A 15,071-nucleotide genomic window follows, 5' to 3' on the forward strand; every position below is an offset into this window, starting at 1 on the left:
ATTTATACAAATAATTAATACAAAACCGGCGGTTTTGTTCAGTTTTCAAGGTGTTCCATGCTTTCCGCATCACTCCACATTTCTTCCAGTTTATAGAATTTGCGTGTTTCAGGTATGAAAACATGCACGACTATATTCACATAATCCACCAGGATCCACTGTTGGGCAGTAAACCCCTCGTGTTTGTATGGTGTTTCTTCTGTTGCGCGCCTCACTTCCTCTTCCACAAAGTCCGCAATCGCTTTAACCTGGGTGTTTGAATTGGCCTCACATAAGATAAAAAAATCAGCAACAGCTTCAGGAATCTTGCGCAGATCAAGGGAAACGATATTCTCCCCTTTTTTGTCCTGTATGGCCTTTATGATGGTAGTAAATATCTTGCTGTTTCTGTTTACGCGTGTTACCGCCTTTTTCCGGGTATTTAGAATGGTTAAGGGTGCCAATAAATGCTGTTTTTGTTAAAAATAAACTTTAATCTTCAAAATTACTAAACCAGCCACAAAATATCACAACTGCTTCATATCTGTAGACGATTGAGCCGGTAAAAAATTGTTAAAATGATGTTACTTTGTTTTTTAATAAAAAACAGAATGTGATCGGTAACCCATTTCATGTGCTGTCAACTATAGATAGCACCAATAACTATGCCATGGCACAGGTGAATGCCGGGCCAGTGGCAGACGGAAGCACCTTTTTCGCAATGGAGCAAACGGCAGGAAAAGGGCAGCGTGGTAAACAATGGCTTTCAGAACCTGGTGAGAACATTATGCTCACTACAGTACTACAGCCCGCGCTGGCATTGCCCCAACAATTTATGCTCAGTGTTGCAGTGGCTTTGGGGGCCTATGATTTCTTCGCAAAATATGCAGGAGATGATACGCGGATCAAGTGGAGTAATGATATTTACTGGCGTGACAGAAAGGCAGGGGGCATCCTGATAGAGAATGTTTTACGTGGAAGTGTATGGCAATATGCCATCACAGGGATCGGCATTAATATCAATACACCGCATTTCCCGGACAGCCTTATTAATCCTGTTTCTTTGAGGCAGATCACGGGGAAGACCTGGGATAGTTTAGCACTTGCGCATGAACTTTGCCATTGCCTGGAAGAACGTTACAGTCGTTTGCATCCTGCAGTGTTTGATGAATGGCTGGAAGAATATAAATCTTACATGTACCGCTTTAAAGAACCTGCTTTGTATAAAATAAACGGGGATATTTTTCAGGGGATCATTATGGATGTATTGCCGGATGGGCGGTTGTGCCTTGAGAAAGGGAAAACTATGCTGGAACTGGGATTTGGGGAGGTGGAGTTTGTGGTGGTGAAGTAATGGGTGTGGTTGAGTTTGCAGAATGAAAAAAGCCAGTTGATCAACTGGCTTTTGGAGAAGTGGAATTTGTAAAGACAAATTAGTCGGCTTCTCCAAAAACGCCAGTCATTGGGCAAGGCCCGCTGATTTTGGTCAATAAATGGAGGCATACAAGATGGAGTTTCTTTTCAAACTATCCAAATATAAAAGTGCAACACTTGTTGCAAATTCTATGAAACTGCCTGCTGTTGCAATGCTTTCTTTCATTATATCATGGAGCAACGAGAGAGCAATGATGACACATATCTGACCCTATGTTGAGCCTATGTCAACCCTTCCCGTAACCTACCTGTCTCATTTCGCTTTATACCCCCAATCCAGTAACCACTTCACTATTTTATCTTTATAATCTCCCTGGATAAGGATAATGCCGTCTTTTACACTACCGCCGGTGCCACATTTGGTTTTCAGGTCTTTTCCCAGTTTTTCGAGATCACTGTCCATTCCGATATAACCTGCTATCACCGTTACTGTTTTACCTGCACGCTGCTTTTTATCCAGCGTTACTTTCAGTTGCTGTTGCGCTGGCGGCAAAGTGGCTTGTTCCTCATGTTCTTCCTGCGGATAGGAAAAATTGGGATCTGTAGAATATACGATGCCGCTGGAGGAGCCGGATTTCTTCTTAGTCATATCAACGTTTATTATTCAGCAGGGACTATTACCTGTAATGCACCTGCTGCTATGCGAAAATACACTGTTTTTCCATTGGTCAAAGGCACTGCATCCCCATCTACCTGTAAACAATTCAGATCATCACTACTTACTTCAATTTCCTTGCCGGTTAAGTGTTCCTTGTACCGGCTTTCGTCAAGACTGCCGCGGAGTGAATGAAGGCTTAATGGCAGCAGATCCCAGAAGCGCAAAGGAGGTATGAGGCAGATATCCAGCAAACCATCAAAAACATTGGCTTTGGGGGCCAGTTTGAATTCATAGCCAAACTGGTTCCCGTTGGCTACCGTCATCAGAAAAGCTTTTTGTGACTTCTCCTCCCCGTCTATTTTAATAGAATAGGCTGCAGGTTTATAACTGGTGAAACCTCCAATTACCAGCCGTGCGTAATTAACAAGGCCGCGCTTTTTGCTGTGTCTGAAACGGTCTGCAATAAGAGCATCGAAACCAACTCCTGCATTGCTTAGAAAAAGGTGTTCATTGGCAAAACCTGCATCCATGGGTTTTCTTACACCATTGGCCACTATCTGCAAAGCAGCTGTGGCATCCAGCGGAATGCGGAGTGCGCGGGCCAGGCCATTGCCACTGCCCAAAGGGATAATGGCCAGTGCTGTTCTGGAACCTAAAAGACCTTGTGCAATTTCATTAATGGAACCATCGCCGCCTACAGCCACAACAGTATCCACGCCCCGTTGAACAGCTTCACGGGCAAGATCTGTTCCATGACCCAGGTATTGCAGGTAAGTGGTTTCTACAGTAAACAGGTCCGCAGGGAGCTGTTGCCGGATCGCAGCGCCTAATCGCTTTTCACGATCGGTACCGGCTTTGCGGTTGATGATGATCAGGATCTTCCTCAAAAGAATTATTTATTGGGGTGGATAACTGCTTTCAGGCTCAGGTCGAGACTTACGGCATGATGAATAATAGCACCCACGGACACGAAATCCACACCTGTTTTTGCATAGGCTTCCACATTGGCTAAAGTGATGCCGCCGGAAGCTTCTGTTTCATATTTACCGTTGATGAGTTCCAGCGCTGCGGGAATTTGTGCTGGTGTGAAATTATCCAGCATGATGCGGTGTACTTGTCCAACAGTGAGTATTTCTTTTACATCTTCCAGGCTTCGCGCTTCTACTTCTATTTGCAGGTTCAGGCCGTTTTTGTTCAGGTAATCCACCACGTTATTTACGGCGGGGGTAATACCTCCGCAGAAATCAATGTGGTTATCTTTCAGCATCACCATATCGTAAAGGCCCATCCGATGATTCACACCACCACCGATGCGTACGGCTTCTTTTTCCAGCATGCGGAAATTGGGCGTGGTTTTGCGGGTGTCCAGCACTTTGGTATGATATCCTTTCAGGCGATCTGTATATTGGCGGGTGAGGGTGGCAATACCACTCATGCGTTGCATGCAATTCAGCACAAGGCGTTCCGCCATGAGTAAAGTATGTACGGCAGCATCTACTTCAAAAGCCAGTTCGCCGGGCTGCATGGCATCTCCATCCTTTTTAAAGAGGCGGAATTCCGTGAACATATCCAGGTAGCGGAAAACGGCTTCTGCTACTTCCATCCCTGCAAGGATGCCGGCTTCCTTGATCTTCAGCTGAGCGGTCCCCTTTGCGGTAGGGGGAATAGAAGCCATGGTACTATGGTCTCCGTTGCCGATATCTTCTGCCAGCGCGCTGCTGATAAAGTTGATCAATGCTTCTTTTTGTAACATGTAAACTGCTGGTTTGAAATATTGCCGCAAGTTACGAAATCCCTTTTGAGATAAACCGCTGCACAAAAAAGGCCGCCTTGCGGCAGCCTTTCAGTCTCTCTTTTCTTAAGCTAAATTTCCGTTATTTATTTTCGAAGCGTAATTCATTCAGTACAAACGTTGTTCCTTTCTTTTGAAGAAAAAATGAGATGCGGAAACTTCCGGTAGAAGTAACCAGGGTACCTACGCCAAAGAATCCACTGCCTTCCTGACCACCTTTGTGGATGATCTCGAAAGACTTAACATTGTTCTTGCTGAAAAAATCCTTCAAAATGATCTCGGCTTGTGCCTTACTGTAGGAATTTGACTTTCCCATCATGTTGATCTCCACCGTGTTATCCAGATTTTTTCCTAAGCTGGCGGCATCCCCTTGCTTGATGGCGCTGATCACATCTTCAAATGGCCCGGCCATCATCGTGAAAGCCGTAAACATTCCACACGCTATCAAAACACCCAGCGCAAAGATTAACTTTTTCATTATCCGTTTTTTAAATCGAACTATACTTTTATCAACTGTAGCAGGTGCCAAAATTATGCCAAATTGCTGATGTTCAATAATATCCCATCATTGTGCTATGACCACCCAAGGCATTTTATTCTAAATAATTGATATATGTGTAGTTGGCCATTTCTGAAAAATTTAACCCTTAAAAGGGATGTTATTATTAATTTCACGACCCGATTCATTCATAACACACAACGGACAAAAATTGTATGGAAAACAAAAGAGCGATCCTGGTCATCATGGACGGCTGGGGACAGGGACAAATTCCTGCCGCAGACGCTATAGCACACGCAAATACTCCCTTTGTAGATAGTTTATATGAGCAATATCCGCATGGCAAGCTGATCACCTGTGGTGAGCAGGTAGGCCTTCCGGATGGCCAGATGGGCAATTCTGAAGTAGGGCATCTCAATATTGGCGCAGGCCGCATTGTATATCAGGAGCTGCAACGCATCAATGTTGCCGTACGCAGCGGAGAACTGGCAGCCAGCAAAACATTGCAGGCTTCTATGGATTATGCGCTGAACAACGATAAGGCCCTTCACCTGATAGGTCTTGTGAGCGACGGCGGCGTGCATTCTCATATCTCTCATCTGAAAGCCCTCACCAGTATTGCGCATCAGCGCGGATTGAAAAAGGTATTCATCCATGCATTTACAGATGGCCGCGATACGGATCCTAAAGGTGGCTTTGCTTACCTGGAGGACCTGCAACAACATCTGCAACAAACCACGGGACAAATTGCTTCTGTTACAGGACGCTATTATGCCATGGACCGTGATAAACGCTGGGAGCGTGTAAAACTGGCTTACGATGCCATGGTGCATGGTACAGGTACTCCAACACAAAATGCTCCGCTGGCGGTGAAAGCTTCTTACGCAGAGGGCGTAACGGATGAATTCATTAAACCGATCATTACGGTAAATGACCAGCAACAGCCTATTGCCACTATCAAAGAAGGCGATGCGGTACTGTGCTTCAATTTCAGAACAGACCGCTGCCGCGAGATCACGGAAGTGCTCACGCAGGAAGCTTTCCCTGACTTTGGCATGTTCCCGCTGGCATTGAACTATACTACCATGACGGAGTATGATAAATCTTACCGGGGTGTACATATCATTTTTGATACTGACAACCTGGTGATGACCTTGGGAGAAGTACTCGAAAAACATGGTAAAACCCAGATCCGCATTGCGGAAACGGAAAAATATCCGCACGTTTCTTTCTTCTTCTCAGGTGGCCGTGAAAATCCATTTATTGGTGAAAGGCGCTTACTGGCCCCCTCTCCTAAAGTGGCCACTTATGACCTGAAACCGGAAATGAGTGCAAATGAACTGGCGGACCTGATCGTTCCTGAGCTGGAACAAAGGACCACTGATTTCATTGTACTCAATTTCGCCAATGCAGACATGGTGGGGCATACAGGGGTATGGCCTGCTGTGATCAAAGCGGTAGAAACGGTGGATGCCTGTGTGGCAAAAGTGGTGACCACTGCCCTGCTGAATGATTATGTGATCTTCCTCACGGCAGACCACGGGAATGCGGATTTCATGATCAATGAGGATGGCACTCCCAATACGGCGCATTCTCTGAACCCGGTGCCTTTCTTTATAATCAGCCAGGATTTCAAAGGAGATGTGAAAGATGGTAAACTGGGCGATATCGCTCCTACTATCCTCCATTTTATGGGTCTTCCCATTCCGCCTGAAATGACCGGCAACCTGTTGGTTTAAAATCATCTTTTTATCTAAGGGAGTTGAGTTGCTGACTGTTGCAACTCAACTCTTTATATTTTAGCCCCCCTGTAACTTTTTTCTCCCCGCCCCCGTTTTACTTTCAAATCCATCCCCCTATGCGTACCATGCTGTTTAAATTCCCTGTTATCATTGCCGGTTTGCTGGCTTTTGGTGGGTGTGTAAAGGAAAAGTGCAGCAGGATCACCACTAAAACGATCTATACGCCCATACTTATGGCAGAAGCAGATTACTGGGCAAGTGTAAAAACGGAAGCGCCCCAGGAAATCGGTCAACCGGGAAAGATCTATGTTAAGGACCAGTTTATTTATGTAAATGAGCCCTACAAAGGCGTCCATATCATAGACAACAGCAATCCCCGGTCGCCAAAAAATGTGGCGTTCCTGAATATCAGGGGAAACGTGGATATCGCTATCAAGGGGAATACTTTATATGCGGACAGTTATGCTGACCTCGCGGTATTTAATATCAGCGATCCGCTTCATATCGCGTTCAGCAAAAAACTGGACGGTGTGGTCAATTACCCGGTGAATGCAGCAGGATTAATGATGGGCCAGTCTGTGAGGAACAATGATTCGATGGTGGTTGGCTATAACACCAGGGATACTACTTACCCCTGTGATTGTGAGGATAAGGAAGGTCTTATTATGTACGATAACATGGGGTATAAACTTAATTCTGCCAGTTATTCTGCTACTGCCCAGGCAGGCGGAGGTACCGGAAAAGGTGGATCCATGGCTCGTTTTACGATTGCTAAAGATTATTTATATACGGTAAACTGGAACGCGCTGAAAGCTTTTGATGTGAGCGATGCGGCTAATCCGGTGCATAAAGGGGAACAAAATGTTGGCATAGGCGGTATTGAAACGATCTTCCCATATGGCGAATATCTTTTTATAGGCAGCACCACCGCGATGTATATCTATGATATCATCAATCCTGCTGCTCCGCAGAGACGTTCTTCCGTTACGCATTTCAAGGCCTGCGATCCTGTTGTGGTAGAAGGAACAAAAGCTTATGTAACCGTGAGAAGTGGCAGCAACTGTGGTGGCAATATTAATGAGCTGATGGTGTTTGATATTTCCAATGTAGACCAGCCGGTGAAACTGGCCAGCTACCAAATGAAGAATCCGTTTGGCCTGGGTGTGAGTAACGGACGGTTGTTCATCTGTGAAGGCACTTTTGGATTACGGTTCATGCAGGGTACTGATGTCACCAAAATCAGCACCACCAAACTGATTGAAGGGATCAATACTTACGATGTAATACCATATGACAATAACCAGCATTTGCTGGTAAGTGCGGCGGATGGGGTGTATCAATATGATTACACCGCCATGAACAACCCGGTATTGCTGAGTAAGATCAACGTAAAAAACCGCCCTTAACAAGGCTACACATAACTTATCCAACGAATTGGTCGCCATGGCCAATAATTTTAGTGCTCTCGACAGATTTGCTCATGCATCAGATGCGCCGTTTTCACGGCGCATTATTTTTTTATGGGGGATTGTGGATTCACCATTAAATTTGCCAGATATGAGACCATTGTTATTGTGTATGTTAATTGGCATGGCGGGTTGCAATCTTCAGCAGGAGAAACCGACTATCGCAGCAAAAGACACCAGTTACCGCGCACTTGGCAATTATTGCCTGGAAGAGATTGCCCGTTTAAAAGCAGAGCAGGTGCAGCTGACCAAAATTGTGCGGCTCAACGGCATTACGGATTCTGTAAGAACGAAGAACAGTGCCACACTGGAACAACTGTTCCGGCCACTGATGGATGCAGATGTGAGCAAACCCTCGCTTTCAGATGCTTATTCCCGGGATACCATTGCTAATCAGTTAGGGACAGACACTACTTTCATCTTTCTTTCAAAAGGAAAACAAACACGCCCACACCAGCTGATCCTGGATGTGGACAAACAGGGCCAAATCAAAACAGCTCACGTTACCGCCTTTACCTCCAACCTCATATATGAATACCGGCAGGAAGTATTTTACGAACGTAACAAACAGTTAAGGGTAACGACTTATCAAAAGATCGTTTTCATGAAACCGGAGAATATGGAAGTAATTACACTCTTCCATCCTTCAACGCATAAGATATGACAGCAGCGGAATTTCAACAGGTAGTACATACATTACCCACGGATGCCGGGATCTACAAGTATTTTGGAGCAGACGGGGAACTACTCTATATCGGGAAGGCCAAGAGCCTCCGGAAGAGGGTGAGTTCTTATTTTGTTAAAAACCACGATAACTATAAAACGCGCAAACTGGTGGAAACGATCCACCATATAGAATTTACGATCGTTGATTCCGAACAGGATGCTTTTTTGCTGGAAAACTCCCTGATTAAACAGTTCCAGCCCAAGTACAACATCAACCTGAAGGATGATAAAACGTATCCCTTCATTGTTATCAAACATGAACCCTATCCCCGCATCTTCTTAACCCGCCGCATTATCCGGGATGGTTCTGAATACCTTGGTCCTTTTACTTCTGTGGGCCGTGTGCGCGAAGTACTGGAACTGATCAGATACAGTATTCCTTTGCGTACCTGCAGCCTCAATCTCAGCCAGCAGAACATCAACAAAGGTAAAATGAAGGTTTGCCTGGAATATCACCTGGGCAACTGTAAAGGGCCCTGTGAAGGATTGCAGACGGAAGAAGATTACCGCGAAGGTTTGCAGCAGGTAAAGGAGATCCTGCGGGGCAACCTCACACCGGTGCTCAATATTTTCCGCAACCGCATGCAGGAACATGCCGGTAATATGGAATTTGAGAAGGCTGAAATAGAACGAAAGAAGATAGAAAGCCTGCAGGCTTATAAAGCGCGGTCTGCCATTGTGAGTGCTACAGTGGGGAATGTAGATGTGTTCACCATCCTGAGCGAAGGTAATTTTGCTTATGTGAATTACCTGCGTGTATTGAATGGCACTATCGTAGATACTAAAACGGTAACGCTGGAAAAGAAACTGGAAGAATCTGATGAAGAAGTGATGGCCTATGCCATTGCTTATCTGCGGGAAGCTTTCCAGAGCCTTGCGCGGGAGATCATTTTACCTTTTGCGGTGGAATTTCCGGAAGAAGGTGTTGCTGTTACTATTCCGAAGGGGGGTGATAAAAAGAAACTGCTGGACCTTTCCGCCAAAAACGTTAATTATTTCCGTGAAGAACTCATGAAGAAAAAGATGTTGCAGCTGGAAGGGAAAAGTGATATGGAAAAGAAGAAGGTGCTTTACCAGTTGCAGGCCGATCTTGAACTGCAGGACCTTCCCCTGCATATTGAGTGTTTTGATAACTCTAACTTCCAGGGCAGTTATCCTGTTTCGGCCTGTGTGGTATTTAAAGAGGGCGTGGCTTCCAAAAAGGATTACCGCCACTTCAATATTAAAACGGTGGAAGGCATTAATGACTTTGCTTCCATGACGGAAGTAGTTTACCGCCGTTATCATCGTTTATTGGCAGAACAGCAGCCGTTACCACAACTGGTGATCATAGATGGTGGTAAAGGTCAGTTAGGTGCAGCGATGGAGAGTATTAACAAACTGGGACTGATCGGCAGCATGACGGTGGTTGGCCTTGCCAAAAATGAAGAGGAGATCTTTTTTCCGGGGGATAAGGAGAGTGTTAAACTTCCTTACGACAGTGAAAGCCTGAAACTGATCCGGCGTATCCGGGATGAAGTGCATCGCTTTGGTATCACGTTCCATCGGTTAAAGAGAAGTAAAGGCACTTTCAAGAATGAGCTGGAGGAGATCAGGGGGATTGGTGAAAGTACGGCTACACAGTTGTTGCAAACGTTCCGTTCTGTTAATAAAGTAAGGCAATCTTCTATGGAGGAATTAGTGAAGGAAGTGGGGCAAAAAAAGGCGCAGCTGATCTGGCAACATTTTCATGAAAAGGAAAAATAAGAAGGCGGGACTTACGTTAATTGAGAGAGCCCGGTTTGAGAACCAGGCTCCTTTCCCCAAGTTAACCATTAAAAGACACAGATTTATTTTTGAATTCCGGTGATGACCGGAAGATTCGGCGATGTCATTTTCCGCACACTTTCTCCCCTTCCTTCCGCTTACTAAAGTAGGATTCGCATCGTATAACATTTGTTAAGAATTTGTTATCGGTCAAAAATAGTGGCATGCATTAAACCCTCTCCCAATAAGGGTTTACGGCTGTTTTTTCAACAGCAGTAGTTATTAACCAACATTCTCCTGCAGGTACTGCATAGATATCGCAGTGAAGCCTCCGCCGCCATATGCAAGCATGGCCCGAAGTGCTTGTAACATGTGTCTTTGTTCATGTGCGATGAGGAAACGGAAAGTATCTCCGGCGGACATTTTGATCAAACGTGTTAATGTAGTAGGTACGCGGAAATGCCCGATATCAGTGAATCCTGCGCGACGCAAAAGTTCCAGCATCTGTTCCTGCTGCGAAATAAATTCACTGATCACCAATGCTGCATCGGGTTGAGGTTCCGGGCGATATCCCTGGGGTGCCTGCATGCGTGCCCGCAAAGCGCCATCCGGCTTGGGTTGCATGAGATTAGTAAAGTAGTTTCCTAACCATCCGCTACGGAATAATGGTTTTGCAGGAATGCCCTGCTGCTCTCCTTTGCTAATTACTTTATGCAGTTGCGGTAAGTAATGATGCCCATAGCTGTTGAGATGATCGAGACACTGGATCACACTCCAGCTGCCGGGAGCAGGCTGTTGCAATAACACGGCATGTGGTTGTTGCTGAATACGCGTGCGCATTACCTGCAGCAGATTGTTCACATCATTGCTGAGGTCTTCTAATAAAGTAGTAGCGTTAAATGTGGGCATATTTGTATTGTTTAAATTCTGGTACAAAATTACGCCTTGTGATTATTGGAAATCTTGGCGCAGGCAAAGATTTTATAAACGAACGCCGCCTAAGAGTTTGCTAAAAGTAGCGGGATCTATTCCAAGATAGGAAGCCAGGTATTTATGCGGGATCAACTGTAATACATGCGGACTGCGTGACAGTAACCGGCGGAACTTTTGTTCCGCACCCAGGGTAAGGGTTTCAATATGCCGTTCCATGAGTCCGGCCATGGCATGTACGGTACTGATATGTACCCATTGTGCGATCAGGGGATACTGTTGCATCAGCCGGGAGAGATCTGCAAAGGATAGCCTTAAAAAGGCGCTTTTTGTCAATGTTTCCAGGTAATACCGGGAAGGTAACTGTAAAAAGAAGGAATCAATGATGCCAGAAAAGGAGCCGGTGTAGGAAAAGATCAGCGTAGCATCTTTTTGTTCGGCTGTGAGGCAGAAAGCGCGCTGCACACCTTCCAGTACATAATACAGATATCGTTCTGTATCTCCCGCTGCTGTGAGCACTGTTTTGCGTTTGGCTGTGATGGGTTGCCAGCAGGTTATCAAAGCTTCCCATTCTTCATCGGGAAGCGGAATAACAGCATTTATAGCATTACGCAGCACTTGCATGCACACAATATATCATAAAAAAAACTGCCTCCCATAAAGGAAGGCAGTTTTTCATTATTGTTCGAAGGATTTGAACGTTGTTACAGATCAATACTGCCACAAGTCCTGTTCTTTGTTGAAGATCTTGTCTTTGATAGCCTGCCCTTCCAGGAGACGCATCACACCATCTTTTATGTAGTGCTGGATCTCGCGGTTGTAAGCATTCTTTTCTTTCACTACAAAGCTGGAGAAGAAGCGCATTTCAAACAGATCTTCCCAGGTCATAGTAGATGCATCGTTGTTTTGATTGTATACATCATACTTGGCCAGAACAGGGCGCAGATCAGGGTAATATACCCAGAACAGCGGAATGGATGCACGAATGGAACCATCATCGTTGATACGGGATACCATAGGTGCGATACCCAGGATACGTACTTTCAGCGCGGATGCTTCACGGTCGAAAACCCAAACTTCCTTGATCTTGTATTGCTTGATGGTTTCAGGGTTGAATTCATCCCTTGTTTCCACCATTTTCTCTTCCCCGCTTACAGGGTCGATACTTCTTACAGTCCTTACTTCACCTGTCAGGCGGGTCATGATCTCATCATAAGGCATCACCGTGCTGAAACGGTCATCGATAGGACTGAAGGCTTCTACTTCTTTGTTCTTAATGGATGCCAGCAGGATATTGATGAGCAGTTGGTTGGTACCATTCTCATCTTCCACGTTGTACTGGAAGGGAATGTTCATCTTTTCCCGCACGTCAATCACTTGCCAGATCTGTTTTTCCCAGAACTTATCATCCTCCCGGATGTGATCGTATGTAATTGGCATACGGTCACGGATAGGACTTTTCTCGGAAACACCGTCTATACGCAATGACTTACGTGGTGTATCAACCGGGGTTCCTACTCCATCCTGTCTTAAAGAAGGGGGAGGTGTGGCAGGTGCCGCAGGCACATTCACAGGGTTGCCGGTTGCCGGGTTAGTTACCGGTGCATTATTCTGTTGTGTAGCAGGTGCATTACCTGCAGGGGGCGTTTCGGTCCTTCTGCGACGCGATTGTGCGTCGGCAGATGAAGCCAGAACTATCAACAAAAATGCACTCCAACTGATTCTTTTCAATATTACTGCTCGCATAGCCCAGTAATTAATTTGGGTTGTTAATTGATCTTGATATTAAAGTTCTGCATAGCACGTACTCTGCCATCGGGACCTTTTACTTTAATGTTCTCAAAGTAGATGAGGTCACCTGGTTTAGCCGCGCGGATAGCACCTGCGATATCAGATTTGTTAGGCCAGTATTCAGAGGTGGATTCACCTTCTGCATACTCACGACCTCTTGAATCGATACCCATACGATAACCTACCACAGCATATTTTACGCCTTCAAACAGGAAGTCTTCCAGGTCAGCACGCAGACCGCCTTGTGCTTTAAAGTCTGCCGCTTTCATAGTAGATCCTTTGTTGAAACCAATTTTCATAACAGGGTCAGGAATGTTCTTCACGCGGAATTCTTTTGAATCCAGTGATTTCACTTTTCCGTCTACTTCTGCAGAAACATTGATCGTTGCTTTACCGGTTGAGCTAACTGTTACGATAAACTCGCCGGGGCCTTTTTTGGTGATGGAACCGCCGCCACCGCTGATAGAAGCTTGTATCTTTTCTGCAGGAACACCAGCCGCCGTAATGGTGATGGGGTTTTGCAGGGCAACATACAGTACGTTCATTTTATCAGCAGAGATAGAAGTTGCAGATGCACCTACTTTATACGTTTCGGTGAAAGGACTGGTTACTTTCTGACCGTTAGGTTTGGTTAGCTCCACCACACCGGAAATGGTATGTTCGCCAATACCACCAACAGTAGTAGTATAAGTTCCTTTACCTTCTGAAGCTGAAACGGGTTGACCGTTGATGATGATAGTAGGATTTACAGTACTGCTGTAAGCGCCCATTACCACTTTAGCTTCCAGGGTTTGACCTGTAGTAAAGTTCTTAGAGTTCAATGATACGAATGCTTCCAATTTGTCGAAAACGAAGTCGTCTTCAGATACTTCTTTCAGCAGTTTATCGATGATCATTGCTTCTGAGTTCTTGATATCATTCTGGAATTTACCCAGGATGGTGATCGCTGCAATACTCGGTACCATGTTAAAATGGTAGGTAGTCCAGGTTTTCTTAGCTGGTCCTTTTTGAGGAGGTGCTATGATCTGTAAAGGAAGGTTGGCTTCAAAAGAGGCGCGGTCTTTAGGATTGATTTGATCCAACATAGACTTGCGCAGATCTGCCAGTGCCTTTTCCAGGGCAGGGCCTTTCTTCTGGTTCTCCATTACACGGGTAGCAGCATCCAGGTTATCCTTTCCTTTTATTTCTTTATGTTCATTAAGGCCACCGCTTTCCTTAATGATCTCATTTTTAAGATTTTCGATATAGGTATAGGCATCGGCGGACAAGGTTTTTACCTTGTTTGCTTTTTCATTTAAGGGACCAACTTTGGCAGCGTCTGATGCCATCAGTTTGGCAAACTGCTTGTACGTAACAGTATTCTTACTATCAATAGAGTTATTGGAAGTTTTTATCGAATTGTTAACGATATCAAAAGCATTCAAAATTTCGGCGGATACGTTCATAGCCAACATAGCTGTTAGCACCAGGTACATGAAGTTGATCATCTTCTGCCTGGGATCTTTAGGTAAAGCCATAGGTGATTACAAGTTTTAAATTAATGATCTTGTTAATAGTCACTATTGCGTTACCTTATCTGCCCTGCATTGCAGTCAGCATATTACCATAAACGGTGTTCAGGTTACCAAGATTACGTGCAAGCAAACCAATTTGCTCTTGCGTTTTCTTAGCATCTTCAACACTGCCGCTCATAGCCTGGGAAGCATTCAACAGATTACTGTAGAAGCTGTTCATGGCTTTGAGATGGTTATTGGTATCCTGCAATTCCAGTTCATAGATAGCGTTCAATGAAGCCAGATTTTTGGTCATTGATTGTACCTGATCGTGGAAGTGGCGGGTAGATTCGGATGCATTGTTAAAGCTGGAAACGGCTTGTGCTGCGCTCGTGTAAGCTTGTGTTACGGAGCCGATAGCAATAGACGCTTCGCGGGTCTTTTGTGTGTAATCGCCGGTTGCAGCTACTACATCACTGATGTCCCGCATTTTATCTACGGTAGTACCAAGCTTGGAAAAATTCTCGCTCAGACGTGCCAGGTTGGTAGGCGTGATGTCTGCTTCCTGCAACATTTTGTCCATACCGGCCAATGCTGGGCTTCCTGCTGCTACTGCGGCTTTAGGAGCTGGTGCGTGGTCATCCGGAACGAATGCATATGCAAAGAAGATCGCTGCTTCCACACTCAATCCGAGGATCAACGCTACGTCAGCGCCTGGCCAGTGTTGGATTTTAAATAATGCTCCAATGATCACGACAGATGCGCCGATACATACAAAGAAGTTTAGCCATTTCGCTGTGTTAGGATTCATAGCCATAGGTTAAAATTTAATTTATGGTGATTAAAAGGTAAAAAGCTCTTTTCAAATGTGCCAT

The 15,071-nt window shown here is 45.2% G+C and carries 15 protein-coding genes; 5 read left to right on the top strand and 10 right to left on the bottom strand.

Going from position 1 to position 15,071, the window contains the following annotated elements; all coding sequences use genetic code 11:
* Positions 1 to 38 precede the first annotated feature (38 nt).
* Positions 39 to 443: a ribosome silencing factor gene (gene rsfS / locus GFS24_RS14185; RefSeq protein WP_153660317.1), complete on the bottom strand. Its 405-nt coding sequence runs from the start codon at positions 441 to 443 to the stop codon at positions 39 to 41.
* A gap of 170 nt (positions 444 to 613) precedes the next feature.
* On the opposite strand from rsfS, the gene GFS24_RS14190 reads away from it, so the two are divergent.
* Positions 614 to 1,333, top strand: a complete 720-nt coding sequence (locus GFS24_RS14190) for a biotin--[acetyl-CoA-carboxylase] ligase (protein WP_371730734.1) — start codon at positions 614 to 616, stop codon at positions 1,331 to 1,333.
* 333 nt (positions 1,334 to 1,666) lie between these two features.
* Here the strand turns inward: GFS24_RS14190 and GFS24_RS14195 are convergent, their stop codons facing one another.
* From GFS24_RS14195 to GFS24_RS14210, 4 genes are all read right to left on the bottom strand, one after another.
* Positions 1,667 to 2,002, bottom strand: coding sequence for a translation initiation factor (locus GFS24_RS14195; protein WP_153660318.1), 336 nt, complete (start codon positions 2,000 to 2,002; stop codon positions 1,667 to 1,669).
* 11 nt (positions 2,003 to 2,013) lie between these two features.
* Positions 2,014 to 2,898 (bottom strand): diacylglycerol kinase family protein, encoded by an 885-nt coding sequence (locus GFS24_RS14200; protein ID WP_153660319.1) that lies wholly within the window; start codon positions 2,896 to 2,898, stop codon positions 2,014 to 2,016.
* A 5-nt stretch (positions 2,899 to 2,903) separates the two neighbouring features.
* Entirely contained in the window at positions 2,904 to 3,764 is an 861-nt protein-coding gene (nadC, locus tag GFS24_RS14205) for a carboxylating nicotinate-nucleotide diphosphorylase (protein WP_153660320.1), read from the bottom strand.
* A gap of 121 nt (positions 3,765 to 3,885) precedes the next feature.
* Positions 3,886 to 4,281 carry a DUF4783 domain-containing protein gene (locus GFS24_RS14210; RefSeq protein ID WP_153660321.1) on the bottom strand — a complete coding sequence of 132 codons (396 nt, stop codon included), beginning with the start codon at positions 4,279 to 4,281 and terminating at the stop codon, positions 3,886 to 3,888.
* Positions 4,282 to 4,517: 236 nt separating this feature from the next.
* On the opposite strand from GFS24_RS14210, the gene gpmI reads away from it, so the two are divergent.
* The 4 genes from gpmI to uvrC all read left to right on the top strand — a co-directional run bounded on the left by gpmI (position 4,518) and on the right by uvrC (position 9,982).
* On the top strand, positions 4,518 to 6,041 hold the full coding sequence (gene gpmI, locus GFS24_RS14215; protein ID WP_153660322.1) for a 2,3-bisphosphoglycerate-independent phosphoglycerate mutase: 1,524 nt from the start codon (positions 4,518 to 4,520) through the stop codon (positions 6,039 to 6,041).
* 119 nt (positions 6,042 to 6,160) lie between these two features.
* Positions 6,161 to 7,450, top strand: coding sequence for an LVIVD repeat-containing protein (locus tag GFS24_RS14220; RefSeq protein WP_153660323.1), 1,290 nt, complete (start codon positions 6,161 to 6,163; stop codon positions 7,448 to 7,450).
* 151 nt (positions 7,451 to 7,601) lie between these two features.
* Complete coding sequence (locus tag GFS24_RS14225) at positions 7,602 to 8,174, top strand: hypothetical protein (RefSeq protein WP_153660324.1); 573 nt, start codon at positions 7,602 to 7,604, stop codon at positions 8,172 to 8,174.
* A complete protein-coding gene (gene uvrC / locus GFS24_RS14230; RefSeq protein ID WP_153660325.1) occupies positions 8,171 to 9,982 on the top strand; it encodes an excinuclease ABC subunit UvrC in 1,812 nt (603 codons plus the stop codon). The genes GFS24_RS14225 and uvrC overlap by 4 nt, the downstream gene beginning before the upstream one ends.
* Before the next feature lie 282 nt (positions 9,983 to 10,264).
* On the opposite strand, the gene GFS24_RS14235 is transcribed toward uvrC, so the two are convergent.
* From GFS24_RS14235 to gldL, 5 genes are all read right to left on the bottom strand, one after another.
* Positions 10,265 to 10,891, bottom strand: coding sequence for a DinB family protein (locus GFS24_RS14235; protein ID WP_153660326.1), 627 nt, complete (start codon positions 10,889 to 10,891; stop codon positions 10,265 to 10,267).
* A 72-nt stretch (positions 10,892 to 10,963) separates the two neighbouring features.
* The gene (locus tag GFS24_RS14240) at positions 10,964 to 11,536 is read right to left on the bottom strand and encodes a Crp/Fnr family transcriptional regulator (RefSeq protein WP_153660327.1); all 573 of its coding nucleotides are present in this window, start codon (positions 11,534 to 11,536) and stop codon (positions 10,964 to 10,966) included.
* A gap of 87 nt (positions 11,537 to 11,623) precedes the next feature.
* Complete coding sequence (gene gldN, locus GFS24_RS14245; RefSeq protein ID WP_173003079.1) at positions 11,624 to 12,616, bottom strand: gliding motility protein GldN; 993 nt, start codon at positions 12,614 to 12,616, stop codon at positions 11,624 to 11,626.
* Between the two features lie 65 nt (positions 12,617 to 12,681).
* Positions 12,682 to 14,220 carry a gliding motility protein GldM gene (gldM, locus tag GFS24_RS14250; protein WP_153660329.1) on the bottom strand — a complete coding sequence of 513 codons (1,539 nt, stop codon included), beginning with the start codon at positions 14,218 to 14,220 and terminating at the stop codon, positions 12,682 to 12,684.
* Positions 14,221 to 14,275: 55 nt separating this feature from the next.
* A complete protein-coding gene (gene gldL / locus GFS24_RS14255; protein WP_253906485.1) occupies positions 14,276 to 15,007 on the bottom strand; it encodes a gliding motility protein GldL in 732 nt (243 codons plus the stop codon).
* Positions 15,008 to 15,071 lie beyond the last annotated feature (64 nt).

It is taken from the genome of Chitinophaga sp. SYP-B3965, from assembly GCF_009647655.1.
GTDB lineage: Bacteria > Bacteroidota > Bacteroidia > Chitinophagales > Chitinophagaceae > Chitinophaga.

Bases quoted from the DNA above. Each gene is read 5' to 3' on its own strand.
- GFS24_RS14195 (WP_153660318.1), bottom strand. From the start codon at position 2,002: ATGACTAAGAAGAAATCCGGCTCCTCCAGCGGCATCGTATATTCTACA.
- nadC (WP_153660320.1), bottom strand. From the start codon at position 3,764: ATGTTACAAAAAGAAGCATTGATCAACTTTATCAGCAGCGCGCTGGCA.
- GFS24_RS14210 (WP_153660321.1), bottom strand. From the start codon at position 4,281: ATGAAAAAGTTAATCTTTGCGCTGGGTGTTTTGATAGCGTGTGGAATG.
- gpmI (WP_153660322.1), top strand. From the start codon at position 4,518: ATGGAAAACAAAAGAGCGATCCTGGTCATCATGGACGGCTGGGGACAG.
- GFS24_RS14220 (WP_153660323.1), top strand. From the start codon at position 6,161: ATGCGTACCATGCTGTTTAAATTCCCTGTTATCATTGCCGGTTTGCTG.
- GFS24_RS14225 (WP_153660324.1), top strand. From the start codon at position 7,602: ATGAGACCATTGTTATTGTGTATGTTAATTGGCATGGCGGGTTGCAAT.
- uvrC (WP_153660325.1), top strand. From the start codon at position 8,171: ATGACAGCAGCGGAATTTCAACAGGTAGTACATACATTACCCACGGAT.
- GFS24_RS14235 (WP_153660326.1), bottom strand. From the start codon at position 10,891: ATGCCCACATTTAACGCTACTACTTTATTAGAAGACCTCAGCAATGAT.
- GFS24_RS14240 (WP_153660327.1), bottom strand. From the start codon at position 11,536: ATGCAAGTGCTGCGTAATGCTATAAATGCTGTTATTCCGCTTCCCGAT.
- gldM (WP_153660329.1), bottom strand. From the start codon at position 14,220: ATGGCTTTACCTAAAGATCCCAGGCAGAAGATGATCAACTTCATGTAC.
- gldL (WP_253906485.1), bottom strand. From the start codon at position 15,007: ATGAATCCTAACACAGCGAAATGGCTAAACTTCTTTGTATGTATCGGC.